This window comes from Janthinobacterium sp. EB271-G4-3-2, from assembly GCF_020858035.1.
GTDB lineage: Bacteria > Pseudomonadota > Gammaproteobacteria > Burkholderiales > Burkholderiaceae_D > Janthinobacterium > Janthinobacterium aestuarii.
In genome coordinates this window covers 604,838-630,938 of sequence record NZ_JACYMG010000001.1, presented here as the reverse complement: position 1 = coordinate 630,938, position 26,101 = coordinate 604,838, and the positions used below count along the sequence as shown (strand labels likewise).

Here is a 26,101-nt window from a genome sequence, read left to right as displayed (position 1 = left end):
CATGGCCGCCACGACCTCGCCAGGCAGCGGCAAGCACGATAACCCTGTGGGATCGTCCGCGCCGGCCCTTGCCCAACCCTGGTACGGGCTGTTCTCGCGCGGCGCGCGCGACTGGCTGCGCCACAACCAGAAAGTGCGCGACGCCGTGCAGGCGTACTTGCCCGAGCTGATCGCCACGCCTGACCTGATCGGCGGCCCGCAGCAGCGCACGGTGCAAGTACCCATGCACCTGCTCGAACATGCGCGTTTCCGCCTGGCGCCCGCGCGCAACAGCGTGGGCGCGGGCCAGGGTGACGGCCAGCCCGGCGATATCCTGCGCGCGGCCCGTCCCGGCGCCACGGGCGGGACAGGAACGCAAGGCGAAGGCGGCGATGGCGAGGGGGCCGTGCGCCTGCTGCTCGAGTTTGCCATCGACGACATACTCGACTGGCTGTGGGACGCTTTCGAGCTGCCGCACCTGAAACCGCGCCACCTGGGCGCTATCGACGACGTACGGCTCGTGCGTAGCGGCCTGGACCGACATGGCGCCCGTTCGCGGCTGGACCGGCGGCGCACCGTCAAGGCAGCGATCAAGCGGCGCGCCCTGCAAGCGCAACCCGTGCCTTTCACCAATGAGGACTTGCGCTACCGCCAGGTGCAGCCACTGCCCCGGCCCAGCACGAATGCCGTCGTGTTTTTCGTGCTGGACGTGTCGGCCAGCATGGCGCAGACCGAGCGCAAGCTGGCCAAATCCTTCTTTTTCTTTGCCTTGCAGGGCTTGCGCCGCAGGTATGCGCGCGTGGAAACGCGCTTCATCGCCCATACGACGCGGGCCTGGGAATTTTCCGAAGCCGAGTTCTTCCAGGTCAATGGCATGGGCGGCACCATGGCTTCCACCGCCTTTCGCCTGAGCCGCGAGCTGCTGCAGGAACACTATGCGCCGGGCCGCTACAACGCCTATCTGTTCTATGCCTCCGATGGCGAGAATTTCAGCGAAGACCGGGGGGCGACCAGCCTGGCCCTCGGTGAACTGGCCGCCTTGCTCAACTATATGGGCTATGTGGAAACCGTGCCCGGCGTGCCGCGCAGCCTGGAAACGGAAATGCACAGCTTGTTTGCCGAGCAGGAACGGCGCGGCTTGCCCTTGCACAGCAGCATCCTCAGCAGGAATGACGATATCTGGGCGGCCATCCGCACCTTTTTCCAGCACGAGGCGGCCGATACGGAGGACACGGCATGACGCCTGACACAGCCAACCTGGACGGCTACGCGGCGCGCATCGAAGCGCTGGCGCGGGAAATGGGACTGGAGTTTGCGCCCGTCGAGTTCGAGCTGGTGCCGGACAGCTTCATGGCCGAGATCGCCATCTATGGCTTGCCCGTGCGCATGCGCCACTGGTCGTTCGGCGTGCGCTACATCCACCAGCTCGTGCATCAAAAGATGGGCAACTCGCATATGTTCGAAGTCATGTTTCCCGGCGACCCTTGCCATGCCTACATGGCCGAGCACAATTCCGTGGCCGAAAACACCCTCGTCACGGCCCACGTGCTGGGCCACGCCGACTTCGCCAGCCGCAATGCCCTGTTTCTGCGTTTCGGCGCCATGGCCGGCCAGCACATCCTGGAACAAAGCGCGGCGCGGGCGCAGAGTCTCGAAATGGCGCTGCAACGGCACGGACAGGAGCAGGTGGAAGCCGTGCTCGACGCCGCACTGGCGCTGGAGCAGCACGTGGACATCCACGCCGAGCTGCACCGCCCGCCCTATGCCGCGCTATCCGGGCCAGCCGGTGTGGCCGGCACGCAAGACGGGGCTGGCGCAAACGATCCTTTTGCGGATCCGTTTACGCGGCGTTACCAGCGCTTGCCCGGTGAAGCGGCCGCGCTGGCGGCGCACGAGGCGGCGCGGGCACGGCTGGCGCAGCGCCCGCTCGTGCCGCCGCAGCCCGAATACGACTTGCTGTGGTTCATTGCGCAATATGGGCCGGAACTGGCCGACTGGGAGCGCGATATTTTCCTGGCCGTGCGCGAAGAGTCGTTTTACTTTTATCCCGTGTATGCCTGCCAGATCATGAACGAAGGCTGGGCCTCGTACTGGCACGCGCGGCTGCTGCGCGAAGCCGACTTCCTGCCGCCGGCCCTGTACCTGTCCGCCATCAAGTCGCATTCGGACGTTGTCCGCCCTTACGCGGGCGAGCACCAGCAGGCGCTGGCCGTCAACCCCTATCACCTGGGTTTTTGCATGTGGGAACACATCATCGAGCGCCAAGGACTGGCGCGGGCGCGCCAGATTTGCCGCGACGACGACGACTGCAGCTTCATTCGCAACTATCTGGATGGGGAACTGGCGGACCGCCTGGGCCTGTTCGTGCATGAAAGCCACCGCGACGGCGAAGTGCGCCTGGCCAGCCGCGACTTGCTGGCCGTTCGCGAAGCCATCCTGGCCCCCAAATACAACTATGGCGCGCCATGCATCGCCGCCACCCTGCTCAACGACGACGGCAGCCTGGTACTGCGCCACGATCACCAGCGCGACGGGCGCGGCCTCGACCTGGAGCGGGCGGAACAGGTGTTGGCGTACATCGCCCGCGTCTGGCGCCGTCCCGTCACCCTGCATACGGCCGATTTCCGCGGTACCCCCCGGGTTCTGCGCAGCAAGATCGATGGCGTACCGGAGCCGCCCGCGTCGCCTGCGTCAACCATGCCGGCAGCGCCGCCTGCGCAACACTGAACGCTGAATGCTGAATGCTGAACACTGAACGGCAGGCGATCGGGCGGATATCGGAGTGTACCCGGCCAACTGTGCCTCGCGCGTGGCAAGCTTGCCATTCAAGCCCGTTCAGCCTGCGCCACATACCAGGCGATGGTCTGCCGCAAGCCTTGCGCCAGGTTGTGCGTGGGGACATAACCGAGCAGGCGGCCCGCCTTGGCGATGTCCGCCTGCGAATGGCGCACGTCGCCGGCGCGAAATTCGCCATAGTGCGGCGCCAGCGGCACGTGCTGCGGGCGGGCGGCCAGCAGCATCTGCTGCATGGTGGCGTGCAGCTGCGTCAGGCTGGTGCGGGCGTTGACGGCCACGTTGTAGACCTGGTTGACGGCTGCCGGGTCGGCGCGCGTGGCGGCGAGGATATTGGCTTGCACGGCATTGTGCACGAAGCAGAAGTCGCGGCTGGTGGCGCCGTCGCCATGGATGTGCACGGCCTGCTTGTCCAGCATGGCGGCGATCCAGCGGGGAATGACGGCCGCGTAGGCGCCCAGCGGGTCCTGGCGCGGACCGAAGACATTGAAATAGCGCAGCCCCACCGTCTGCATGGCGTAGCAACGCGCGTACACTTGCGCATACAGCTCGTTGACATATTTGCTCAAAGCATATGGCGACAGCGGCGCACCGATGTGCTGTTCCACTTTCGGCAGGGCCGGATGGTCGCCATACGTGGCGCTCGATGCCGCATATACGAAGCGCCGCACGCCCGCGTCGCGGGCAGCGGCCAGCATGTTCAGGAAGCCGCTGACATTGACGGCGTGGCACAGCAGCGGGTCTTCCAGCGAACGCGAGACGGAACCGAGCGCCGCCTGGTGCAGCACAAAATCGACGGCGGTGTCAGCGACGGGGCCGCCCGCACAGCCACGGCCGCGCTCGCCCAAGCTGTGGTCGCCGCTGCCGCTGCCGCTGTCGCGGCCACCATCGGCCGCATCTGTCTCGCCGTCTGCCTCGTCATCGCCATCGCCTGCGCTGGCGGCCCGGCTGGCGGCCTGCGCCGGCGCGCCACACGCGCGCGCGCACGTTTGCGGGTCGCGGATATCGCCTTCGATGAAGGTGAAGCGGCGCCACGCCTGCTCGCCCACGCTGGCGCGTACCTGTTCCAGGTTGTGGCGGTGGCCCGTCATGAAATTGTCGAGGCCGCGCACTTCCTGTCCCAGCTTCAGCAGGGTTTCCAGCAGGTGCGAGCCGATGAAGCCGGCCACGCCCGTCACCAGCCAGCGCCGAGGCTCCTTGGCCAATTGTGCGCAGGCTTGCGCATAGGCGCCGGCAGCCGGATCGCCAGAGGAGGCGCTGCGCTCCGGATTCGCGGCCCGATCGAAGGTATCGGCCGCCATCACAGCCGCCACACGTGCAGGCCGCCGTCTTCCAGCGGCCGGGGGTCGAAATGCGATTTGATGTCGATGAAGCAGCCGTTTTCCAGCACCTTGGCCTGGAAGTCGGCCAGCGGACGAGCCAGCAGGGCCTGGTGCGAGACGGCGCTGATGATGGCCTCGGCCTGCGGCAGCTGTTCCCAGCTTTCCAGAGTCAGGCCGTATTCTTCCAGCGCTTCGCGGCCGTCGGCAACGGGGTCGTGCACGTGCACCTGCACGCCGTACGATTGCAGTTCGTGAATCATGTCGACCACTTTCGAGTTGCGCAGGTCCGGGCAATTTTCCTTGAAGGTCAGGCCCAGCACGTTGACGTGCGAGCCTTTCAATTTGAAGCCGGCCCGCACCATTTCCTTGATGGTCTTTTCCGCCACGAACTTGGCCATGCCATCGTTGATGCGGCGCCCGGCCAGGATCACGTGCGGGTGGTAGCCCAGCATTTCCGCCTTGTGCGTCAAATAGTATGGATCGACGCCGATGCAGTGCCCGCCCACCAGACCGGGCCGGAACGGCAGGAAATTCCATTTCGTGCCCGCCGCCTGCAGCACTTCCAGGGTGTCGATGCCGATGCGGTCGAAGATGATGGCCAGTTCGTTCATCAGCGCGATGTTCAGGTCGCGCTGCGTGTTTTCGATCACCTTGGCCGCCTCGGCCACCTTGATGCTCGATGCCCGGTGCACTCCCGCCTCGACCACGCCTTCGTACAGGGTGGCCACCTTGTCCAGGGTGGCGTCGTCGTCGCCCGAGACCACCTTGCGGATGCTGTGCAGGGTATGGTCCTTGTCGCCGGGGTTGATGCGCTCGGGTGAAAAGCCCACATGGAAGTCTTCCTTCCAGCGCAGGCCCGAATGCTGCTCGAGGATGGGGATACAGATTTCCTCGGTGGCACCCGGATACACGGTGGACTCGTAGATGACGATGGCGCCGCGTCGCATGTGCCGGCCTACAGCCGCGCTGGCGCCGGCCAGGGCCGAGAAATCGGGATTGTGCGCGCTATCGACGGGCGTGGGCACGGCCACGACGATGAAATCGGCCAGTTCCAGCTCGGCCGGATCGCAGCCGACGCTCAGCCATTGGGCCGCGCGCAGCTGTTCCGTGCTCACTTCACCGGTCGGATCGACATGGCTGCGGTAGCTTTCCACCTTGCGTGCCGACAAGTCAAAGCCGATCGTGCGCTGGCGCACGCCAAACGCCACGGCAAGCTGCAAGCCCACGTAACCGAGCCCCACCACCGCCACCACACCCGCCTTGCTATTCACATTGCTCTCCACCTTGCTGTCCATATGCATGTGCTCCGAATGGTTGCGGCACGAGCATCGCCGTCCGGGAAATTCTACGGTTGCCAATCGGGTCATTCTTGAGCGGGAACAAGAAACACGGACCGGCAGCCGGCATGCGCGCGGACAATCAGCGGCTTGTTGAGCGCAATCAAGGAGAACGGCGGCCATCTTTTTAAGCTAGGCCATGCCCATCGCCCATCGCGAATCGGCTAATCGTCCACGCACGCCGCTACCGGAGACTTCCATGGCCCGTTCCCTGCCCCGCCCTTTCCCCGGCCTGCCGGCCGCCGCACTGTGCTGTACCCTGCTGCTGCCCCTGCTGACGGCTTGCCACGGCACGCAGAGCAGTGCATCCCTGCTGGCCGATGCGCAGCAGTACCGGCAGAAAGGCGAGGCGCGGGCCGCCATCATCCAGTTGAAAAACCTGCTGCAAAAGGAACCGGACAACGCGGCCGCGCGCTTGCTGCTGGGCAGCATCTATATCGACACGGGCGAAGCGCTGTCTGCCGAGAAGGAATTGCGCAAGGCAAAATCGCTGGGCCTGGCGCCGCAGCAAGTGATGCCCCTGCTGGGCAAGGCCTGGCTGATGCTGGGCCAGTTCGACAAGGTGTTGGCCGAGATCGCCGACGATGCGGCGCAGCCCGCCAGCGTGCTGGCCCTGCGCGGCGACGCCTTGCTGGCCCTGGGCCGCCAGGACGAGGCGCACGCCCTGTACTCGCGCCTGCTCGAAGCCCATCCCGACCAGGTCGAGGCCTTGCTGGGCCTGGCGCGCCTGTCGGCGCTCGACCACCAGGTGCCGGCGGCCGAGCTGCTGCTGGCGCAAGCCTTGAAAAGCGCGCCCGCCAACCTCGACGCCTTGCGCCTGCAGGGCGACCTGCTGCGCCTGCAAGGCAAGAACGGCGCGGCGCGGCTCGCCTACATGCAGATCCTCAAGATCAAACCGGACAATACCCAGGCGCACATCGACCTGGCCAACCTCGATATCGTGGAGAACCGCTACGCGGAAGCGTCGGCCCAGCTGGCCACGGCGCGCAAGACGGCGCCCAACAGCCTGGGCCTGCTGCAAGCCCAGGCGCTGCTCGATTTTCGCCAAGGCAAGCACAAGGCGGCCTTGCAAGCCTTGCAGCTGGTGCTCAAGGCGGCGCCCGACCACATGCCGTCCATCCTGCTGGCCGGCGCCGTGCAACTGGCGCTCGGCTCGCCGCCGCAGGCGGAAAACTATCTGCGGCGCTTCCTGGCCGTGTATCCCAGGCATTTGTATGCCGTCAAGATGATGGCGTCGATCGAATTGATGCGTGGCAAGACCGACGCCGCCATCGACTTGCTGCAACCGATGCTGGCCGCCTTCCCGGAAGACGTGGAATTGCTGTCGCTGGCCGGCGAAGCCCACTTGCGCGCGCGCCAGTACGACAAGGCGACCGCATATTTCGAACAGGCGAGTACTTTGGCGCCGGACACGGCCAGGCTGCATGCGGCCCTGGGCATCAGCCGCCTGGGCATGGGCGAAAACAGCCGCGCCATCAATGAACTGGAACGCGCCAGCATGCTCGACAAGAGCACGCCACAAGCGGGCACCATGCTGGTGATGACCTTGCTGCGCAACAAGCAGAACGACAAGGCCCTGGCCAGCGTCAACATGATGGAACAGCAGCAGAAAGGCACGAATCCCTTGCTGCTGAACCTGAAAGGCGGCGTCTACCTGGCCTTGCGCGACTTGCCTGCCGCGCGCGCCAGTTTCGAGCAGGCGCTGAGCATGGACCCCGTCTACCTGCCCGCCTTGAACAACCTGGCGCAGATCGACCTGGCCGAGAAAAAGCCGGAGCAGGCGAAACAGCGCTTCGAGAAGGCGCTGGCGAAAGCGCCGAAAAATGCCGACCTGTGCGCGGCGCTGGCCAAGCTGGCCGCGTCGCAGGGAAAGACGGAAGAGGCGCGGCGCTGGCTCGAGCGGGGCCACCGCGACAATCCCGATGCCGTCGCGCCAGCCCTGCTGCTCAGTAACTTCTACCTGAAGACGGGCGCGCCCGACAAGGCGCTGGAACTGGCGCGCACCCTGCAAACGGGCCACCCGGGCGACGCCGATGCGCTGGCCCTGCGCGCCCAAGTGGAGTACAGCGCCGGCCTGGCGCCGGCAGCGCTCGACAGTTACAACAAGCTGGCCAGCATACAGACCACGTCCGCGCCCTTGCAGATGCGCATCGCCAGCCTGCATCTGGCGCTGGGCGACCACCAGAATGCGCTGCAAGCCGTCAAGCGGGCGCAAGTGATTGACCCGAGCCTGCTCGAAGCGCGCGTCGTCGAAGTGGCACTGCTGCTGAACCTGAACCGCCAGCGCGAGGCGCTGGCCGTGGCGCGGCAAGTGCAGGAACAGCAGCCGAAACTGGCGGCCGGCTACAAGCTCGAGGGCGACGTGCTGATGGAGCAAAAACTGCCGCAGCAAGCCGTCAAGCTGTACCAGCACGCGTTCGGCATCAGCCCCATCGGCCCGTTGCAGGTGCAGCTGTACCGCGCCTTGCAGGCTTCCGGGCAAGAGCGCGAAGCCGATGCGCGCATGGCCACCTGGCTGAAGGAGCATCCGGAAGACTTGCCGACGCGCACCTACCTGGCGGGCACCCGGCTGGCGGCCAAGCAATACCGCGCCGCCATCGAGCACTTCCAGTATGTGGTCGCCAAGGACACGGATAACGTGGTGGCGCTGAACGACCTGGCGTGGGCGTATCAGCAGGAAAAAGATCCGCGCGCGCAGGCCACGGCCGAGCAGGCACTCAAGCTGGCGCCCGGCAATCCCGCCGTGCTCGACACCCTGGGCTGGATCGTGCTGCAGCAAGGCGACGTCAAGCGCGCCACAGTGCTGCTGCGCAAGGCGGCGGAGCTGGCGCCGAAGTCGCCCGAAGTGCAGTACCACCTGGGCGCGGCCCTGGCGAAATCGGGCGACAAGGGCGGCGCGCGCAAGCAGCTGGAACAACTGCTTGCCGCCAACAAGGACTTTCCACAGCGGGCCGAGGCGCAGGCCTTGCTGACCCAGCTGTAAGCCATGGCTGTGCACGCTGCCATGCCTGGCCTGGCAGCGCGGCCGCTGGCCCTGCTGGCGGGCGCGGCCTGCATGCTGGCCTTGCGCCACTATCCGCTGGGCCACGGCTGGCCCGGCCTGCTGTTTGCCGCCCTGCTGCCCGCGTATTTCCTGCTGCTGTGCTGGCGTCCCGCCTGCTGGCTGTTCTGCGTGCCCGCCCTGCTGCCCGTGCTGGACCTGGCGCCGTGGACGGGCTGGTTCTTCCTCGAAGAAATCGACGTGCTGCTGTTGCTGACCGTGGCCTGCGGCTATTGGCGCCTGGGCGGACCGGCCCACCCGGCGGCGGCGCGGCTCTCGCCCGCCGCCCGCGCCTGTTTGCTGCTGTGCAGCCTGGCCTGGCTGGCGGCGCTGCTGCGCGGCGTCCTGCCGCTGGCGCCGCTCGACCTGAATGCCTGGGATAACTACCTGAGTCCCTACAACAGCTTACGGCTGAGCAAGGCCTGGGCCTGGAGCATGCTGCTCTTGCCGCTGCTGCTGCGCGACGCGGACCCTGCCGCCTTGCGCCGCTACGCGCTGCCGGGCATGCTGGCCGGGCTGGCCATGGTGTCGCTGTTCGCGCTATGGGAACGGGCCGTGTTTCCCGGCCTGTCGAACCTGTCCAGCGACTACCGCATCACGGCGCCGTTTTCCGCCATGCACACGGGTGGCGCCGCGCTGGACGGCTACCTGGCCCTGAGCCTGCCGTTTGCCGCACTGTGGCTGGCGCGCGCCAGCAGCCGCTGGCAGGCGGTACTGGCCATGCTGCTGCTGGCCCTGGCCCTGCACGCGGCGTTCGCGACCTTTTCGCGGGGCTTGTACGCGGCCCTGGCCGCGGCCATGCTGCTGGGATTCTGGCAAACCCTGCGGACGGCGCCCGGCGTGGCGCGGCGCGCCCCTTCCCAGTCGCCCACGCGCGGAGTGTTGCTGAGGCTGCTACTGGCCGGATTGGGCACCGTCCTGCTCGTGTACATGTTCAGCCTGGCCGGCTACCGGGGCTTGCTGGCCGCCGTCGTCCTGCTCGCGGCCAGCTTCGTGCTGGCCGCGCGACCGTTGCCGTGGCGCCTGGCGCCTGCCAGCGTGCTGTGCGCGCTGTGCCTGCAAGGCTTGCTGGCCGCCTGGTGGCCGGAACCGTCCGGCCACCAGGCGGCCGGCTGGCTGAAAGGCCCGTATTTCCTGTTCCTGCTGGCGGCCGTGCTGCTGGCGATCGTGCTGCTGCCCGGCCCCCTGTGGCCCAGCGGCGCCGGCGGCAAGGGACCCGCCAGGCTGGGGCTGGCGATGATGGCGTGGACCATGCTGGCATGCAATCTGGCCTGGATAGGCTGGCACTGGGCGGGACCGCCGGCCCTGCTGCCGGCCGGCCTGGTCGTACTGCTGGCCATGCTGATGCTGTGCAATGGACGCCTGCGCCCGCCGCTGTGGCGGCTGGACCGCGCCAGCCTCAGCATCGCGGGCGCGGCCGGCATCCTGCTGCTGCTGGCCATACCCGTGTCGGCCAGCTATTACGCCACCGAACGTTTCGCCACCACGGCCTTCGACATGCAAGGCCGCTTGCGCCATTGGCGGCAGGCGCTGGCCATGCAGCCGTCCGACTGGGGCAACCGTCTGTTCGGCATGGGTAGCGGCAGCTTTCCCGCTACTTATTACTGGCACAATCCCCAGCGCGAGGTGCCGGCCAGCATCGCGTATGCGGAAGACGGGGAAAACCGGTATGCGCGCCTGGCCAGTCCCGGCTACAGCGCCGGCTATGGCGAATTGCTGCGGCTGCTGCAGCGGCTGCCCGTGCAGCCCGCCGCGCACTACACTTTGGCGGTCGACGTGCGGCGCACGGGACCCATGCCCGTGCTGCTGGTGCGCCTGTGCCAGCGGCAATTGCTGTATGCCCAGGGCTGCGTGAACGTTCCGCTGCGCCTGCGGCCTGTGCCGCCTGGCACGCAGCCCGGCGGTTGGCAACACTATGAAGTACCGTTCGACAGCGCCTGGCTGGGCGCCGGTGCCTGGCTGCCGCGTCCGCCCGTGCAGCTGGAACTGGCGGCCAGTGGCACGGCCACCTCGTCGGTGCTCGAAGTCGACAATCTGAGCTTGCGCGCGCCGGGCGGCGAGGAATTGATCGCCAACGGGGGCTTTACGCAAGCCAACAATTACTGGTTTTTCAGCAGCGACCACCACCACTTGCCATGGCATATCAAGAGCATGGCCTTGCATTTGCTGATAGAAACGGGCTGGTGCGGCGCCCTGTCCATGCTGGCCCTGCTGGTTCTGGCGGGCCAGCGCCTGCTGCGTCAGGCCGCACGCGGCGATGCAGGCGCGCTGGCCTGCGCCGCCGCCCTGCTGGGTTTTCTCGTCGTCGGCCTGTTCGACAGCCTGCTCGACGTGCCGCGCATCGCCCTGCTGTGCTACCTGATGCTGCTGTGCGCGCTGCTGCAGCCCGTGCCACCTCCTCACGTTGAAAGTGCGCCGCCATGAAAGCCCTGTCGTCTACCGTCTTTTCCACCCTCCTGTTTTGCCTGGCCTTGGCCAGCGCGCCGTGCCGCGCCGATGCGCCGCTGGCGCAAACCATCGCGCGCATCAAACCATCGATCGTCGGCGTGGGCAACCTGCAAAAAACGCGCACGCCGCAGATGAATTTCATCGGTACGGGTTTCGTGACCGGTGACGGCTTGAGCGTGCTCACTTGCGCCCATGTGATCCAGAAACTGCTTGACGCCAATCCGAATGAGATCATCGGCATACTCACGGGCCAGGGCGACGTAACGCAATTTCGCCCCGCCAAGGTCCAGGCGCTGGACACGGAACACGACCTGGCCTTGCTGCGCCTGGCGGGCGCGCCCTTGCCCGCCCTGGCGCTGGGCGACGCGGCCACGGTGCGCGAAGGCCAGGCCATGGCCTTTACGGGATTTCCATTAGGCACCTTGCTCGGGCTGCGCCACGTGACGCACCGCGCCACCGTGTCATCGCTGACACCCGTGGTCATGCCCAGCGAAAACGCGCAGCGCCTCGACGTGCGGCGCCTGGCGCAGCTGCAAAAGGCGCCGTACACCGTGTTCCAGCTGGACGCGACGGCGTATCCGGGCAGCAGCGGCAGCCCCTTGTTCGATCCCGAGACCGGTCTCGTCTACGGCATCGTCAACATGGTGTACGTCAAGGGCCTCAAGGAGGCGGCCATCAGCGCGCCCAGCGGCATCACTTACGCGATTCCGGGCAGCCACATGCAGGCGATCTTGCTGAAGAATAAATGAATCGTCAGTTGCGCCCCTGCCTCAGCCGGCCGGTAATACCGGGCTCATCCCATGTCGGAAAAAAAAAGGGGTAAAACGACCGTTCACCCCCATGCTGTTCCATCAGGCCACCGAATTTACGGATCTGGGCCCCCATGTAGTCGAGGTCCAGCCGTAGCAGCACGGCCGGCGCCCCCACGCGCGTGCACTCGCGCTCGCCGCCGAAGTCCTGGAAACCCAGCATGCGCTTGTAAAACACCACATGGCGCGGGTTGACTTCAATCACGTAGTCCGTAAAGCCGTGAATATTGTGGGCATAGATATAAGAAATATGAATCAGCGCCGCAAACACGCGCTTGCTCACGCCCTTGTCGATGGCCAGGCGCGATGGTTCGCACAGGCGCCGGCCCTGCGCGCGCAGGACGTCGAGCTTGTCGCGGAAGTTTTCATCGGCGGGCAAGCCCGTCTCGTCGTTATCGAGGCACAAGGTCATGGTGCCGACGGTGGTGCCGGACGTTTCCGCGAACAGCGTGATTTTATTCAGCGCATGCGCCGTGCAGGGATCGACTGCATAGCCGCGCCAGCCGTACATCTTGCGGATCAGCAAACTGGCCGCTTCGCGCCGGCCACGCGAATTGGCCATGCGGATATGAAAGCGCTGCAGGTCGAGCTCGTGCTCCATGGCCGGGTCGATCTGCCCCTCGCCCACCACCAGGTCACTGAAGGTGCCTGGCGTGTCGAAGGAAATTATGGGTTCATCTTCAAAGCTCATCTTGTCCTCACGTTCATCGGCAGCCGTCGAGACGGACTGAAGCCAATGCCTTGTGACAAGAGAAAAACTGGAGAAGTTCCCTGCAATAGCTAAAAAAACAGAAGAAATTTACCTTTGGATAGCAAAATAATACGATGAAATTTGTCTATAAGTACAAAATGGCAAATATAATTGCTGTTTTGATATTGACGAGCTTGCTGTTAAAAAAAACTTTCCGGTATCAATAACACATCGCCCGGGCGCATCATGACGTTGGCGGAAATATCGCCTTCCTTCAGCAAATCGTCGAGCCGCACCCTCAGCTGCTGCTGGTTGCCTTCGCGCACGCGGATGATGCTGGCCTTGTTGCCGGCCGCGAAATCGGTGATGCCGCCCACGGCGATGAGCACGTCCATCAGCGACATGCCCAGCCGGTACGGCAGCGCCTGCGGCTTGGCCGCCTCGCCAATCACCCGGATCTGCTCGCCATACGGCCCGGAGAAATTCGTGACGATCACCGTCACCACGGGCTGCTGGATGAACTTGCTCAAGGCTTGCTCGATGTCGCGCGCCAGCTGGGTCGATGTCTTGCCGCTGGCGGGCAAATCCTCGACCAGCGGCGTGGTGATCTTGCCGTCCGGCCGCACGGCCACCGTCAGCGACACTTCCGGATTGCGCCAGACGATGATGTTGACGGAGTCGCCCGGACCGATCAGGTAATCGTGCATGGGGGCGCTGTCGTCGGACGGCGCCAGCGGATGGCGCGTGCGGCAGGCGCCCAGCAGGCTGGCGGCGCCCGCCAGGACCAGCGTGTTGCAGACAAATGCACGGCGAAATGGATTCATGCGGAGCCTCTTCGAGTCGATGCGCGTCCATGGCCGGCCCCGCAGAACCAGCCTGGGCCGCGAACTTCCTATGATTATTAAAACCCGGCAAGTGAACCTTGAGGCGTATCAAGAAGCAATCATCTTGGGAAATCTTGCTCCACAGCCGCCCTATACTTTGCTTACTCAACAAGCAAGTATTTCTTGCAAGACGCCGTCGTTGTCCGCGCCGCCAACCCATCTACCGGGCAGCATCGTCACCTGAAGGAAGCGACATGGAAGAATTGATACAGCAACTGCTTTCCGGCTTGAAAGGCATCTGGAAGTACCGCTGGCATGCTGTGCTGGTGGCGTGGCTGGTGGCCATCGGCGGCTTCATCAAGGTGATCACCCTGCCCGACGACTACCAGACGTCGGCGCGCGTGTTTGTCGATACGCAAACCATCCTCAAACCGCTGATGGCCGGCATGACCAGCGTACCGAACACGGAACAGCAGGTGGCCATCATGAGCCGCACCCTGCTCAGCCGCCCGAACGTGGAGCGCGTCATGCGCATGGTCGACCTCGACCTGGACTCGAAGACCGTGCGCGAGCACGAAGCGCAGCTGGATAACTTGATGAGCCGCATCAAGATCACGGGCACCAACGCGTATGACATCTACACCATCAGCTACAGCGGACGCGATCCCAAACTCGTGCGCGACGTCGTGCAAAGCCTGCTGACGATCTTTGTCGAAGGCAGTTTCCAGGGAAAGAAAGGCGATTCACAGAAGGCGGTGCAGTTCATCGACGAGCAGATCAAGAATTACGAAGACAAGCTGAGCGCGGCGGAAAACCTGGTGAAGGAATTCAAGATCCGCAACAACCTGCTGCTGCCGCGCCAGGGCATCGACTATGGCAGCCAGCTGCTGATGTCGTCCGATAGCCTGAACAATGCCAAGCTGGAACTGGTCGAGGCGGAACAGGCGCGCAAGGCCATCCAGAGCCAGATCGAGGGCGACGAACCCGTGCTCGACATGGAGCCGAGCGCCTCATCCATCACGAATCCCGAACTCGACGAGCGCATCGCCTCGATCAACAAGAACCTCGACAACCTGCGCATGCAATTTACGGAATTGCATCCCGACATCATCGCCTCGAAACGCCTGGTGGCCCAGCTGGAAGAACGCAAGATCGAGGAAAGCAAGCTGAAAGCGGCGTCCGGCGACCCGGGCAAGAACTACAGCCCCATGCTGCAGCAGCTGAAGGTGGCGCTGACGGACGCGGACGCCAAGGTGGCCGCCATCCGCGCCCGCGTGCAGGAATACAGCGCGCGCAACGAGCGCCTGCTGGCGCAAAGCAATGCCGTGCCCGAGGTGGAATCGCAGCTGGCGCAGCTCAACCGCGACTACATCATCAACAAGGAAAACTATGAAAAGCTGATCGGCCGGCGCGAAGCGGCCAAGCTGTCGGGCGAACTCAGTTCCACCACCGACATGATGGCCTTCAAGATCATCGACCCGCCCACGGTCCAATATGCGCCCGTCGGCCCGAACCGCCCGCTGCTGTTCAGCGCGGCGCTGGGCGCGGCCCTGGTGGCCGGCGTCGCCACGGCCTTGCTCATCAGCCAAGTGCGCCCCACCTTCCTCAGCCCCTCCGAACTGCGCGACGCCACGGGCTTGAACGTGCTGGGCACGGTATCGATGAACTGGACGCCGCTGCAGCAAGTGCGCCGCCGCCGCGCGCGCTATGGCTTTGGCGCCTGCCTGGGCAGCCTGTTCGTCCTGTACGGCGGGGTCATGACGGCCGCGCTGCTGAAATTCTAGATCCAAGGGAGCGACGATGAGCAGCAAGGACAGCGGCAAGCACGAACCCACCATCCTCGACGTGGCCGAGGCCAGCGTGCCCTATAAGGTGAACGGTACGGATGGCGCGGACGCGGCCCGGTCGTCCCGCTACCGCGCCCTGAACCTGGCCCGGTTGGCCGAGCAAGGCATGCTCACGCACGATGGGGGGCGCAGCGCGGTGGCCGAGGATTTCCGCATCATCAAGCGCCCGCTGCTGCGCCAGGCGCGCGCCAGCGGCAGCGAGGCCATCCGTCACGGCAACCTGATCGTCGTCACCAGCGCCATGCCGGGCGAAGGCAAGACCTACTGCGCCATCAACCTGGCCATGAGCATCGCCATGGAACTGGATATCACGGTGCTGCTGGTCGATGCCGACGTGGCGCGCCCATCCGTGCTGAAAGTGCTGGGCCTGCCGCCCGAGCCGGGACTGATGGACGTGCTGCTCGACCCGCAACTGGCCATGGCCGACGTGATACTGAAAACCAACGTGGCCAACCTGAGCATCCTGCCCGCCGGACGCAGCAACAAGCATGCGACGGAATTGCTGGCCAGCCGCGCCATGAGCCGGCTGCTGGCCGAGATCGCCAGCCGCTATGGCGACCGCATCGTCGTCTTCGACTCGCCGCCCCTGTTGATCACCAGCGAAGCGCACGCGCTGGTGGGACAGATGGGGCAAGTGGTGATGGTGGTCGAGGCGGAAACGACGACCCAGCACGCCGTGAAGGAAGCGCTGCGGCAGATTGAATCGTGCGAACACATTCATTTGATCTACAACAAGACCAAATCGTTCCCCGGCAACGACTACTACGGCTATGGCCATTACGATTAGCCGCCGGGGCTCGCTACCGCTGCCGCTGCTGCTGTCCCTGCTGCTGCCCATGCCGGCCAGTGCCATCGACTGGCTGGCAAAACCGTCGCTGCGCCTGCGCGAAAGCTATACGGACAATGCCTTGCGCGCACCGCCCGGCAAGGCGCAATCGGATTTCATCACGGAAATCGCGCCCGCCATCGCCCTCATCGGCACGGGACCCCGCCTGCGCGTGCACCTCGATTACAGCTGGCATAAATACCTGTCCGGACAACGGGCCGATACCGACAACCACGAACTGCAGGCCTCGGCCGACGCCGAACTGGTCAAGGACTGGTTCTTCATCGATGCCAACGCCAGCGTAAGCCGGCGCAACATCTCGCCGTTCGGCCCCCAATTGATCGACGACCTGCCCGACACGGACAATGCCAGCACGGTGCGCACCACGGGCATCAGCCCCTATTTGCGCCACCGTTTCCGCGACCTGGCCACGGCCGAGCTGCGCTACACGCGCAACACGGTCGACAGCGGCGGCGACTTGCTGTCCGTACACAGCGATGAAATGGAATTGCTGCTCAGCGGCGAGCCGCGCGGCAACGGCTGGACCTGGAACGCCAGCCACGACGTGCGCCGCACGCAGGACAGCAAGCTGGCGCCCGTGCGCATGCAGCGCAGCAGCGTGGGCCTGCGTTATCCGTTCAGCAGCAAATGGTCGGCCACGGCCAGCGGCGGCATGGAAAAGGAAGGTTATATCTCGGCCAGCGGCAAGGCGCCCGAGGGCCGCTTCTGGTCGCTGGGCGGCGTGTGGACGCCGTCGCCGCGCACCAGCGTCGCCTTCAGCACGGGCAAGCGCTTCTTTGGCACCACCTACAGCCTGGACGCCACGTTCCTGCAGCGCCATACCAACTGGCAGCTGAACTACAGCGAAAACATCACCACCATGCCCACGCAGTTTTCGCGCCTGGGCAACCGCGACGCGGGCCAGTTGCTCGATCAATTGTGGCGCGGCATCTTTCCCAATGCGCGCGACCGGCGCCTGCGCATCGATGCCTTTCTGCGCTACGCCAACAGCCTGGGGCCGGAACGGGGCGCCATCAATTACTTCAGCCACCGCTATTTCCTGCAAAAGCAGCTGAAGCTGACGATGGCGCGCGCCACGGCGAAAAGCACGATGATCGCCGGCATCACGGCCGTCGACCGCACGGCGCAAACGGCCAGCGGCATCGACAGCGGCTTGCTGCCCGGCGTGGAATTCGGCAGCGAAGACCGCACGCGCCAGATCAGCGGCAATGTGGGCTGGAGCTGGCAAGCCAGTTCGCGCACCAGCGTGAATGTCAATGCCGGCTACGCCAGCGTGCGCTCGCTGAGCGTGCCCCGGCGCGACAACAACATCACCCTGACGGCCGGCTACACGCGCCTCCTGCGGCAGAACATGACGGCCAGCATCGACGTGCGGCACACGCGCCACGCCAGCAACCGTGGCGGCGACTACCGCGAAAACGGCGTCAGCGCCACGCTCACCATGCAATTCTAAGGAGGCCGCAGCATGTCCGACCCCTCTCTTGCGTCCGCCGCGCCGGCGCACCTGCTGTGCGTGGTGGCCGCGCGCGCCAACCTGCTGCGCGAAGGCATCGCCCCGGAACGCATCCACTTCACGGGCAACGTCATGATCGGCAGCCTGCGGCGGCAACTGCCGCGCGCCGTGCCGCCCGCCGCCGCCCTGCGCGCCCACGGCCAGGCCTGCCCGCCCGCGTATGGCCTGTTGAGCCTGCACCGGCCATCGAACGTGGATGCGCCGGCGCAACTGGAAGCGCTGCTTGGGGCGCTGGGACAATTGTCGCAGCAACTGCCGCTGCTGTTTCCCATCCACCCTCGCACCCTGGCCGGCCTGCGCCTGGCGGGCCTGGAACCGCTGCTGGCGCGGCATGCCATCGTCCGCCTGCCGCCGCTGGGCTATTGGGAAATGCTGGGCCTGATGCGGGACGCGCGCCTGGTGCTGACGGATTCGGGCGGCGTGCAGGAAGAAAGCACGGCCCTGGGCGTGCCCTGTTTGACCCTGCGCGACAATACGGAACGCCCCGTCGCCGTGAGCGAAGGCACGAATACGCTGGCAGGCACAGACCCGGCCGCCATTTTGGCGCTGGCGCGGGACATCCTGGAGACGGGCGGCAAGCATGGCCGCATTCCGCCGCTGTGGGACGGCCACGCGGCCACGCGCATCGCCGCCGTCATCGCGCCCTGGCTGGCGGCGCGCCGGAGCACGCCGTGACGCCGCCGGTGATATTGCGCAACGCGCTCACCATCGACGTGGAAGATTACTTCCAGGTGTCCGCCTTCGCGCCGCACATCGCGCGCGCCGACTGGCCCCGCCTGGAATGCCGGGTCGAGGCGAATATCGAGCGCATCCTGCTGCTGCTCGACAGCAGGCGCATCCACGCCACGTTTTTTACCCTGGGCTGGATCGCCGAGCGCTATCCGGCCATGCTGCGCCGCGTGGCCGACGCCGGGCATGAAGTGGCCAGCCACGGCTATGCGCACCTGCGCGCCAGCGACCAGTCGCCCGCGCAGTTCGCCGACGACGTGCGCCGCAGCAAGAGCATCCTCGAACAATTGACGGGGCTGGCCGTGCGCGGCTACCGGGCGCCCAGCTTTTCCATCGGCGCGGCCAACCTGTGGGCTTTCGACGTGCTGCAGGAAGCGGGCTACCGCTACAGTTCCAGCATCTACCCGATCCGCCATGACCATTACGGCATGCCCGATGCTCCCCGCTTCGCCTGGCGCCCGCGCGGCCCGCACGGCGTGCTGGAATTGCCCGTCAGCACCGTGCGCCTGCGCGGGCGCAACTTGCCGGCCGGCGGCGGCGGCTACTTCAGATTGATGCCGTATGCACTGTCGCGCTGGCTTTTGCGACGCATCAATTCGCGCGACGGGCAAGCTGGCATATTCTATTTTCATCCCTGGGAACTCGATCCCGGCCAGCCGCGCCCGCCAGGCCTCAGCACCAGGACGCGCTTTCGCCACTACCTGAACCTGGGGCGCATGGAAGCACGGCTGGGGCGTTTAACGGGCGACTTCGCCTGGGACCGCATGGACCGTATTTTTCTGGAAAGCACATGATGCACGAGGCCAGCCTTGCTCCCGACCCGACACAGTCCACCAGCAACGCCATCGCCGTGCTGCCTCTGCAGCCGCACGAGCATGCGCGCTGGGACGCCTTTGTCGACACGTGTCCGGAAGCGACCTTCTTTCACCGGGCCGGCTGGCAAACCATCATGGAGCAAGGTTTCAAACACGACAGCTATTTCCTGTACGCGGAACAGGATGGGCGCATCGCCGGCGTGCTGCCGCTGGCCCACCTGCGCAGCCGGCTGTTCGGCTCCGCCCTCGTGTCGCTGCCCTTTTGCGTGTACGGCGGCATCGCCGGCGGCAGCGCGGCCGTGCGCCAGGCGCTCGACAGTGCCGCGCTGGCGCTGGCCCGGCGCCTCGGCGTGGGGCGCCTGGAATACCGCTGGCGCGACGTGTACGAAAATGCGCCGGAAACCTTGGACGCCTCCTGGCTGCAGAAACCCCTGTACGCGACCTTCCGCCGCCCCTTGCTCCCCGACGCGGAGCAGAATCTGCTGGCCATTCCCCGCAAGCAGCGCGCCGTCGTGCGCAAGGCCATGGCGGCCGGCCTGCACAGCGCCATCGACTATGACATCAGCCGTTTCTACCCGATCTACGCGGCCAGCGTGCACCGGCTGGGCACGCCGGTCTTCGCGCGCCGCCATTTTGCCCTGCTGCGCACGGTGTTTGGTGACGCTTGCGACATCCTCACCGTCTACCACGGCCAGCAGGCGCAAGCGAGCGTGCTGCTGTTCTATTTCCGCGATGAAGTGCTGCCATACTACGGCGGCGGCAGCGTGCTGGCGCGCAGCACGGGCGCCAACGATTTCATGTACTGGGAAGCGATGCGCCGCGCCTGCGCGCGCGGCTACCGCCTGTTCGATTTCGGCCGCAGCAAGCTGGGGACCGGCGCCTGGGATTTCAAGAAGAACTGGGGCTTTGCGCCGCAGCCGCTGCCATATGCCTACAAGCTCGTGCGCGCGAAGGCATTGCCGGATGTCAATCCCCTGAATCCGAAATACGCGCTGTTCATCCGCGCCTGGCGCCGCCTGCCGCTGCCGTTGGCCAACCTGCTGGGGCCGCACATCGTGCGGCAACTGGGCTAAGCAAAGGACCCACCATGCGCGAACTGCTCTTCCTCGCCCACCGCCTGCCGTATCCGCCCAACAAGGGCGACAAGATACGCTCGTGGCACATGCTGCAATACCTGAGCCGGCATTTCCACGTGCACCTGGGCTGCTTCATCGACGATGACGACGACTGGCAGCACGCGAAAACCGTGGCCGCCCTGTGCGCCAGCACGCGCTTCATCGACTTGCGGCGGGGCCCGGCCCGCTGGCGCGCCATGCAGGCGCTGCTGTCCCGCCAGGCCATGAGCGTGCAGTACTACCGCGATACGCGCCTGCTGCAATGGGTCGACGGTTTGCTGTCCAGCGGCAAGGTGCGCCACGCGCTGGCCTTTTCCGGGCCCATGGCGCAATACATCGACGGCAGCGCCGGCCGCGCTCTGCACCGCGTGATCGATTTCGTCGATGTCGATTCCGACAAGTGGCGCCAGTACGGCGACAGCAAGCCCTGGCCCATGTCGCAGCTGTACCGGCGCGAAGCGCAGCTGCTGCTGCAGTACGAGCGCCATATCGCCCAGCAGTTCACGGCCGCCAGCTTCGTCTCGCCGGCCGAGGCGGCCCTGTTCCGCCAGTGCGCCCCGATGGCGCGGCGCAAGACGGGCTACTTCAACAACGGCGTCGACACGGCGTATTTCACGCCCATGCCGCCCCAGCCTGGCGTGTATCCGGCGGGCGTGCAGACGCTGGTGTTTACAGGCGCCATGGATTACTGGCCGAACGTCGACGCCGTGCAATGGTTCGTGCGCCACGTCTGGCCCGCCCTGCGGCGCCAGTTTCCCCAGCTGCAGTTCTATATCGTCGGCAGCGCGCCCGTGCCCGCCGTCACGGCGCTGGCCAGGGTGGCTGGCGTGGTGGTGACGGGCAAGGTGCCCGATATCCGGCCCTACCTGGCTGGCGCGGCGCTGGCCGTGGCGCCCCTGCGCATCGCCCGCGGCGTGCAAAACAAGGTGCTCGAAGCGATGGCGATGGGCAAGATCGTGCTGGCCACGCCGCAGGCGCTCGAAGGCATCGCGGCCCAGCCGGGCCTGGAACTGCTGCTGGCGCGCGACGACGTCGAATTCATCCACCACGCGGCGCGCGTGCTGCGCAATGCGCAAAGTGGCGCGGCCGAAGGGAGCGGCGCGGCCATCGGCGCGGCGGCGCGCCAGCTGGTATTGCAGGATTACGATTGGGAACGCAATCTGCACGGCCTGGGCGCCATGCTGGGCCTGCCAGCCGCAGCCGAGGCGGCCACCAGCGGCGCCGCCACACCTTTGCAGCCCGTGCGGGAGCCGTCCACATGAGCTTGCAGCTCGGCCAGCTGGCCCGCTTGACGGATGCGGCCGTTTTGCCTCAGCACCGGCGCCAGGCCGCGCTGGTGGCGCTGCTGCTGTCCCTGGCCGCCGTCGTGCTGCTGTACCACGCCACTTTCTGGTCGATGGTGGAACTGTGGGCCCGCTCGCAAACCTTCGCGCACGGTTTCCTGATCGTGCCCATCAGTTGCTGGCTGGCCTGGCGCCAGCGTACCCGCCTGGCCGCGCTGGCGCCCCGGCCGTCGCGCCAGGGCTTGCTGCTGCTCGGTGCGCTGGGCCTGGCCTGGCTGCTGGCCGACGCCGCCAACGTGCCCGTGGTGGAGCAATATGCGGCCACGGCCATGCTGCCCGCCTGCGTGCTGGCCATCCTCGGCTGGCCGGCCGTGCGCCTGCTGGCCTTTCCGCTGGCGTATCTGTTTCTCGCCGTGCCGTTTGGCGAAGTCTTCATCGAACCGCTGATCGACTTCACGGCCGCCTTCACGGTGACCGCGCTGCAATGGTCGGGTGTGCCCGTGTTTCGCGATGGCAGCAATTTTTCTCTGCCTACCGGCAACTGGTCGGTGGTCGAGGCATGCAGCGGCTTGCGCTATCTGATCGCCGCGCTGGCCCTGGGCGCCCTGTACGCCCATGTGAACTGCCACAGCACGCGGCGGCGCGTGGCCGTCATGGCCGCCGCCCTGCTCGTGCCCATCCTCGCCAATGGCGTGCGCGCCTACCTGATCGTGATGCTGGGCCACCTGAGCGACATGCGCCTGGCCGTCGGTGTCGACCACCTGATCTATGGCTGGCTGTTCTTCGGCCTGGTGGCGCTGCTGCTGTTCTGGCTGGCCGCGCGCTGGCGCGAATTGCCGCCGCCACGGGCCGTGCCGTCTGCCCAGCCCGTGCGCCTGAGCGCCGGCGCGGCCAGCCCGCGCGCCGTCGTGCGCGCCGGCGTGGCCTGCCTGCTGCTGGCGGCCGTGTGGCCGGCACTGGCGCTGGCCAGCCAGCGCGATGATGGCGCCACGCTGCCCGCCATGGTACTGGCCTTGCCCGATCCGCCCGCCTGGCGGCGCCTGCACGACGCGGTACCCGACTGGCAGGCGCCGTATGCGGGCACGCCCGCGCGGTTTGCCGCCACGTATGCGCGCCTGGACGGCGACGGCGCGCCGGTGGGATTGCAACTGCACTGGTATGCGCGCCAGGCGCGCGACGCCGAACTGCTGACGCACCAGGCCTTGCCGTATGGCGCCCGCTGGATGCCATTGGCGCAGCGCGTGCGGCACGTCAAGCTGGCCAGCGGCGAGCCGGCCGTGCGCGAAAGCGTACTGGCGTACGGCGGCGAACGGCTGCTCGTGTGGCGCCTCTACCGCCAGGGCGGCATCGTCACGGCCAGGCCCATGCTGGTGAAACTGCTGCTGGCGCAAGCCAAGCTGCTGGGCAGGCGCCAGGATGGCGCCGACATCATCGTCTTTGCCGCCTACGACGAGCTGGCGCCGCCGCCGCGCGCGCGCCTGCAAGCGTTCCTGCAGGCGGCGCTGCCCGTCATCGAACAACGCTTGCAGGAGCTGCCGCATGGCCCTTGACTTCGACACCGGCGACACGGAAGCGGCCAGCATCGCGCCCCTGATCGTGCACGTGATCCACCAGCTCGACGTGGGCGGGCTGGAAAACGGCCTCGTCAACCTGATCAACCATTTGCCGCCGGAACGCTACCGGCACACCATCGTCTGCATGAAGAACGCCACCGCGTTTCGCCTGCGCCTGACCACGCCCGGTGTCGATGTGATCAGCCTGGACAAGCGCGAAGGCAAGGACTGGCGCCACTACCTGCACCTGTACCGCGTACTGAAACAGCTGCGGCCGGCAGTGGTGCACACGCGTAACCTGGGCTGCCTCGAAGCGCAGCTGCTGGCCTGCCTGGCCGGCGTGCGCCTGCGCGTGCATGGCGAACACGGGCGCGACATGAGCGACTTGCACGGCACCCGCCGCAAATACCGGCTGCTGCGCAAATTGATGCTGCCGCTGGTGCAGCACTTCATCGCCGTCAGCGCCGACCTGGGCCACTGGCTGGTGGACGCCATCGGCGCGGCGCCCGCGCAGGTGTCGCACATCGGCAATGGCGTCGACAGCGTGCAATTCCACCCGCGCCTGGGGCCGCCGGCCGCCGTGGGCCCGCCCGGCTTCCTGTGCAACGGCGCCTTCGTCATCGGCAGCGTGGGCCGCATGGCGGCCGTCAAGGACCATGCCTCGCTGGTGCGCGCGTTCTTGCTGTTGCTGGCGCAGCCGGGCGCCCGCGCGCGCCTGCGCCTTATCATCATCGGCGACGGGCCGTGCCGCCAGGCTTGCCTGGAGCTGCTGCAGCAGGCCGGCGTGGCCCACCTTGCCTGGCTGCCCGGCGCGCGCGACGACGTGGCGCAACTGCTGCGCACCATGGACCTGTTCGTGCTGCCTTCGCTGGCCGAAGGCAGCTCGAACACCATCCTCGAAGCGATGGCGACGGGGCTGCCCATCGTCGCCACGCAAGTGGGCGGCAATGCGGAACTGGTGCAGTCGGGCTGGAGCGGCACCCTGGTGCCGCCCGGTTCGCCCGAGATGCTGGCCGACGCCATGCTCGACTACTACAGCATGCCCGAACTGGGCCCCCGTCACGGCGCGCGCGGGCGGCGCCAGGTGCTGGCCGAGCACAGCCTGCCCGCCATGGCCGGCGCCTACCTGGCCGTGTACGACCGCCTGACGGGCGCACGCCAGCCCTCCCCCCTGTCCACCACTCCCTGAAAGGCCTTCCATGTGCGGCATCAGCGGCATCTTTGATTTGCAGGGCCAGCGCGACATCGACGTGCTGCTGCTGGCGCGCATGAACCACAGCCTGCGCCACCGGGGGCCGGATGAAGGGGGATTGCACCGCGAGCCGGGCCTGGGCCTGGCGCACCGGCGCCTGTCCGTGATCGACCTGGCCAGCGGCCAGCAGCCGCTGTTCAACGCCGACCGCAGCATCGCCATCGTCTTCAATGGCGAAATCTACAACTATCGCAACCTGATGGCGGAACTGCGCCAGTTCGGCCACCAGTTCCGCACCAGCAGCGACACGGAAGTCATCGTCCACGCCTGGGAACAATGGGGCGAACAATGCGTGCGGCGCCTGCGCGGCATGTTCGCCTTCGCCCTGTGGGACCGCCGCCGCCACCTGCTGTTCCTCGCGCGCGACCGCCTCGGCGTCAAACCCCTGTACTACGGCGAGGCGCAGGACGGCACCTTGCTGTTCGGCTCCGAACTCAAAGCCCTGCTCGCGCATCCGGCCATGCCGCGCGCGCTCGACCCGCTGGCGGTGGAAGAGTATTTCGCCTACGGCTACGTGCCCGAGCCGCGCAGCATCTTCCAGCACGCGCGCAAGCTGCCGCCCGGACATACCCTGTCCATCCGCGCGGGCCAGCCGCTGCCGGCGCCGCAATCGTACTGGGACATTCCCTTCGCACCGAATCCCCCCGCCAGCGAGGCGCAGGCGGCCGACGAACTGCTGGCGCGCCTGCGCGAAGCCGTGCGCATCCGCATGGTGGCCGAAGTGCCGCTGGGGGCATTCCTGTCCGGCGGCGTCGATTCGAGCGCCGTCGTGGCGCTGATGGCCGGCGTCAGCAGCACGCCCGTCAACACCTGTTCCATCTCGTTCGGCGACCCGGCATACAACGAGGCGCGCTACGCCGACCTGGTGGCGCGCCGCTACGGCACGGCGCACCATGCGCGCCAGGTCGAGCAGGATGACTTCGAACTGATCGACCTGCTGGCCAACCTGTACGACGAACCGTTCGCCGACAGTTCCGCCATGCCCACCTACCGCGTCTGCCAGCTGGCGCGCCAGCGTGTCACGGTGGCCCTGTCCGGCGACGGCGGCGATGAAAGCCTGGCCGGCTACCGGCGCTACCGCCTGCACACGCGCGAGGAAAAAGTGCGCAAGGCGATGGACCCGCTGCTGCCGGCCGGCTTGCGCCAGTCGCTGTTCGGCACCCTGGGGCGGCTGTATCCGAAGGCCGACTGGGCGCCCCGCTTCCTGCGCGCCAAGACCACGTTCGAGGGTCTGGCGCGCGACACGACGGACGCGTATTTTCACGGCGTCAGCCTGCTGGGCGACGCCATGCGCGCGCGCCTGTTCAGCCCAGAGCTGCGGCGCAGCCTGCACGGTTACCGCGCCGTCGAGGTGCTGCGCCGCCACGCGCTGGCCAGCCCCGCGCAAGATCCCCTGTCGCAGGTGCAGTACCTGGACTTGAAAACTTATCTGCCCGGCGACATCCTCACCAAAGTCGACCGGGCCAGCATGGCGCATGCGCTGGAAGTGCGCTCGCCACTGCTCGACCATGAACTGGTGGCGTGGATGTCGGGCTTGCCGCCGCAATTCAAGCTGCGGCGCGGCGAAGGCAAATACCTGCTGAAAAAAGCCCTGCGCCCGCTGCTGCCCGATACCCTGCTGTACCGCCAGAAGATGGGCTTCTCCATCCCGCTGGCCGACTGGCTGCGCGGCCCGCTGCGCCAGCGCCTGCAACAGCGGCTGCTGGGCCGCACCCTGGCGCAGTGCGGCCTGTTCGACATGGATTACGTGCGCCTGCTGCTCGATCAGCATGCGAGCGGGCGGCGCGACTACAGCGCGCCGTTATGGTCGCTGCTGATGTTCGAAGCGTTCCTGCGCCAGGTGCTGCCCATTGATGGCCGCCAGGTGCCGGCGCCCGCACCGGCCATGGCCATGGACTGAAGCC

At 66.7% G+C, this 26,101-nt stretch carries 19 protein-coding genes; 15 read left to right on the top strand and 4 right to left on the bottom strand.

Going from position 1 to position 26,101, the window contains the following annotated elements; translation table 11 throughout:
- Position 1 precedes the first annotated feature (1 nt).
- Positions 2–1,219 carry a DUF444 family protein gene (locus tag IGS55_RS02630; RefSeq protein WP_230515865.1) on the top strand — a complete coding sequence of 406 codons (1,218 nt, stop codon included), beginning with the start codon at positions 2–4 and terminating at the stop codon, positions 1,217–1,219.
- The gene (locus IGS55_RS02625; RefSeq protein WP_230515864.1) at positions 1,216–2,706 is read left to right on the top strand and encodes a SpoVR family protein; all 1,491 of its coding nucleotides are present in this window, start codon (positions 1,216–1,218) and stop codon (positions 2,704–2,706) included. Before IGS55_RS02630 ends, IGS55_RS02625 begins: the two co-directional genes overlap by 4 nt.
- A 98-nt stretch (positions 2,707–2,804) precedes the next feature.
- On the opposite strand, the gene IGS55_RS02620 is transcribed toward IGS55_RS02625, so the two are convergent.
- Entirely contained in the window at positions 2,805–4,073 is a 1,269-nt protein-coding gene (locus IGS55_RS02620; protein ID WP_230515863.1) for an SDR family oxidoreductase, read from the bottom strand.
- Complete coding sequence (locus tag IGS55_RS02615; protein WP_230515862.1) at positions 4,073–5,395, bottom strand: nucleotide sugar dehydrogenase; 1,323 nt, start codon at positions 5,393–5,395, stop codon at positions 4,073–4,075. The genes IGS55_RS02620 and IGS55_RS02615 overlap by 1 nt, the downstream gene beginning before the upstream one ends.
- A 235-nt stretch (positions 5,396–5,630) precedes the next feature.
- Here IGS55_RS02615 and prsT point away from each other — a divergent pair, with 235 nt between their 5' ends.
- The 3 genes from prsT to IGS55_RS02600 are packed head-to-tail and all read left to right on the top strand — an operon-like array spanning position 5,631 to position 11,668.
- Positions 5,631–8,414, top strand: coding sequence for an XrtA/PEP-CTERM system TPR-repeat protein PrsT (gene prsT / locus IGS55_RS02610; protein WP_230515861.1), 2,784 nt, complete (start codon positions 5,631–5,633; stop codon positions 8,412–8,414).
- 3 nt (positions 8,415–8,417) lie between these two features.
- Positions 8,418–10,895, top strand: coding sequence for a hypothetical protein (locus IGS55_RS02605; protein ID WP_230515860.1), 2,478 nt, complete (start codon positions 8,418–8,420; stop codon positions 10,893–10,895).
- Positions 10,892–11,668: a S1 family peptidase gene (locus tag IGS55_RS02600; protein ID WP_230515859.1), complete on the top strand. Its 777-nt coding sequence runs from the start codon at positions 10,892–10,894 to the stop codon at positions 11,666–11,668. Before IGS55_RS02605 ends, IGS55_RS02600 begins: the two co-directional genes overlap by 4 nt.
- A gap of 4 nt (positions 11,669–11,672) precedes the next feature.
- On the opposite strand, the gene IGS55_RS02595 is transcribed toward IGS55_RS02600, so the two are convergent.
- Both IGS55_RS02595 and IGS55_RS02590 read right to left on the bottom strand, forming a co-directional pair.
- Positions 11,673–12,419 carry an N-acyl amino acid synthase FeeM domain-containing protein gene (locus tag IGS55_RS02595; protein ID WP_230515858.1) on the bottom strand — a complete coding sequence of 249 codons (747 nt, stop codon included), beginning with the start codon at positions 12,417–12,419 and terminating at the stop codon, positions 11,673–11,675.
- Between the two features lie 200 nt (positions 12,420–12,619).
- Positions 12,620–13,243, bottom strand: coding sequence for an XrtA/PEP-CTERM system exopolysaccharide export protein (locus IGS55_RS02590; protein WP_034748384.1), 624 nt, complete (start codon positions 13,241–13,243; stop codon positions 12,620–12,622).
- A gap of 254 nt (positions 13,244–13,497) precedes the next feature.
- Between IGS55_RS02590 and IGS55_RS02585 the strand changes: the two genes are divergently transcribed.
- From IGS55_RS02585 to IGS55_RS02540, 10 genes are read left to right on the top strand one after another with little or no spacing between them, the layout of a single operon-like run.
- A complete protein-coding gene (locus IGS55_RS02585) occupies positions 13,498–15,027 on the top strand; it encodes an XrtA system polysaccharide chain length determinant (protein ID WP_230515857.1) in 1,530 nt (509 codons plus the stop codon).
- A gap of 16 nt (positions 15,028–15,043) precedes the next feature.
- Entirely contained in the window at positions 15,044–15,877 is an 834-nt protein-coding gene (locus IGS55_RS02580) for an XrtA-associated tyrosine autokinase (protein WP_230515856.1), read from the top strand.
- Complete coding sequence (locus IGS55_RS02575; RefSeq protein WP_230515855.1) at positions 15,861–17,390, top strand: TIGR03016 family PEP-CTERM system-associated outer membrane protein; 1,530 nt, start codon at positions 15,861–15,863, stop codon at positions 17,388–17,390. Before IGS55_RS02580 ends, IGS55_RS02575 begins: the two co-directional genes overlap by 17 nt.
- 12 nt (positions 17,391–17,402) lie before the next feature.
- Entirely contained in the window at positions 17,403–18,125 is a 723-nt protein-coding gene (locus IGS55_RS02570) for a UDP-N-acetyl glucosamine 2-epimerase (RefSeq protein WP_230515854.1), read from the top strand.
- Entirely contained in the window at positions 18,122–18,973 is an 852-nt protein-coding gene (locus IGS55_RS02565) for an XrtA system polysaccharide deacetylase (RefSeq protein ID WP_230515853.1), read from the top strand. Before IGS55_RS02570 ends, IGS55_RS02565 begins: the two co-directional genes overlap by 4 nt.
- Positions 18,973–20,067 carry a FemAB family XrtA/PEP-CTERM system-associated protein gene (locus IGS55_RS02560; RefSeq protein ID WP_230516151.1) on the top strand — a complete coding sequence of 365 codons (1,095 nt, stop codon included), beginning with the start codon at positions 18,973–18,975 and terminating at the stop codon, positions 20,065–20,067. Before IGS55_RS02565 ends, IGS55_RS02560 begins: the two co-directional genes overlap by 1 nt.
- Before the next feature lie 14 nt (positions 20,068–20,081).
- Positions 20,082–21,371, top strand: a complete 1,290-nt coding sequence (locus IGS55_RS02555; RefSeq protein ID WP_230515852.1) for a TIGR03087 family PEP-CTERM/XrtA system glycosyltransferase — start codon at positions 20,082–20,084, stop codon at positions 21,369–21,371.
- Positions 21,368–22,942, top strand: a complete 1,575-nt coding sequence (xrtA, locus tag IGS55_RS02550; protein ID WP_230515851.1) for an exosortase A — start codon at positions 21,368–21,370, stop codon at positions 22,940–22,942. Before IGS55_RS02555 ends, xrtA begins: the two co-directional genes overlap by 4 nt.
- A complete protein-coding gene (locus IGS55_RS02545) occupies positions 22,932–24,134 on the top strand; it encodes a TIGR03088 family PEP-CTERM/XrtA system glycosyltransferase (RefSeq protein ID WP_230515850.1) in 1,203 nt (400 codons plus the stop codon). Before xrtA ends, IGS55_RS02545 begins: the two co-directional genes overlap by 11 nt.
- A gap of 10 nt (positions 24,135–24,144) precedes the next feature.
- Complete coding sequence (locus IGS55_RS02540; RefSeq protein WP_230515849.1) at positions 24,145–26,097, top strand: XrtA/PEP-CTERM system amidotransferase; 1,953 nt, start codon at positions 24,145–24,147, stop codon at positions 26,095–26,097.
- Positions 26,098–26,101: the final 4 nt, after the last annotated feature.

Bases quoted from the DNA above. Each gene is read 5' to 3' on its own strand.
- IGS55_RS02630 (WP_230515865.1), top strand. From the start codon at position 2: ATGGCCGCCACGACCTCGCCAGGCAGCGGCAAGCACGATAACCCTGTG.
- IGS55_RS02625 (WP_230515864.1), top strand. From the start codon at position 1,216: ATGACGCCTGACACAGCCAACCTGGACGGCTACGCGGCGCGCATCGAA.
- IGS55_RS02620 (WP_230515863.1), bottom strand. From the start codon at position 4,073: ATGGCGGCCGATACCTTCGATCGGGCCGCGAATCCGGAGCGCAGCGCC.
- IGS55_RS02615 (WP_230515862.1), bottom strand. From the start codon at position 5,395: ATGCATATGGACAGCAAGGTGGAGAGCAATGTGAATAGCAAGGCGGGT.
- prsT (WP_230515861.1), top strand. From the start codon at position 5,631: ATGGCCCGTTCCCTGCCCCGCCCTTTCCCCGGCCTGCCGGCCGCCGCA.
- IGS55_RS02605 (WP_230515860.1), top strand. From the start codon at position 8,418: ATGGCTGTGCACGCTGCCATGCCTGGCCTGGCAGCGCGGCCGCTGGCC.
- IGS55_RS02600 (WP_230515859.1), top strand. From the start codon at position 10,892: ATGAAAGCCCTGTCGTCTACCGTCTTTTCCACCCTCCTGTTTTGCCTG.
- IGS55_RS02595 (WP_230515858.1), bottom strand. From the start codon at position 12,419: ATGAGCTTTGAAGATGAACCCATAATTTCCTTCGACACGCCAGGCACC.
- IGS55_RS02590 (WP_034748384.1), bottom strand. From the start codon at position 13,243: ATGAATCCATTTCGCCGTGCATTTGTCTGCAACACGCTGGTCCTGGCG.
- IGS55_RS02585 (WP_230515857.1), top strand. From the start codon at position 13,498: ATGGAAGAATTGATACAGCAACTGCTTTCCGGCTTGAAAGGCATCTGG.
- IGS55_RS02580 (WP_230515856.1), top strand. From the start codon at position 15,044: ATGAGCAGCAAGGACAGCGGCAAGCACGAACCCACCATCCTCGACGTG.
- IGS55_RS02575 (WP_230515855.1), top strand. From the start codon at position 15,861: ATGGCCATTACGATTAGCCGCCGGGGCTCGCTACCGCTGCCGCTGCTG.
- IGS55_RS02570 (WP_230515854.1), top strand. From the start codon at position 17,403: ATGTCCGACCCCTCTCTTGCGTCCGCCGCGCCGGCGCACCTGCTGTGC.
- IGS55_RS02560 (WP_230516151.1), top strand. From the start codon at position 18,973: ATGCACGAGGCCAGCCTTGCTCCCGACCCGACACAGTCCACCAGCAAC.
- IGS55_RS02555 (WP_230515852.1), top strand. From the start codon at position 20,082: ATGCGCGAACTGCTCTTCCTCGCCCACCGCCTGCCGTATCCGCCCAAC.
- xrtA (WP_230515851.1), top strand. From the start codon at position 21,368: ATGAGCTTGCAGCTCGGCCAGCTGGCCCGCTTGACGGATGCGGCCGTT.
- IGS55_RS02545 (WP_230515850.1), top strand. From the start codon at position 22,932: ATGGCCCTTGACTTCGACACCGGCGACACGGAAGCGGCCAGCATCGCG.
- IGS55_RS02540 (WP_230515849.1), top strand. From the start codon at position 24,145: ATGTGCGGCATCAGCGGCATCTTTGATTTGCAGGGCCAGCGCGACATC.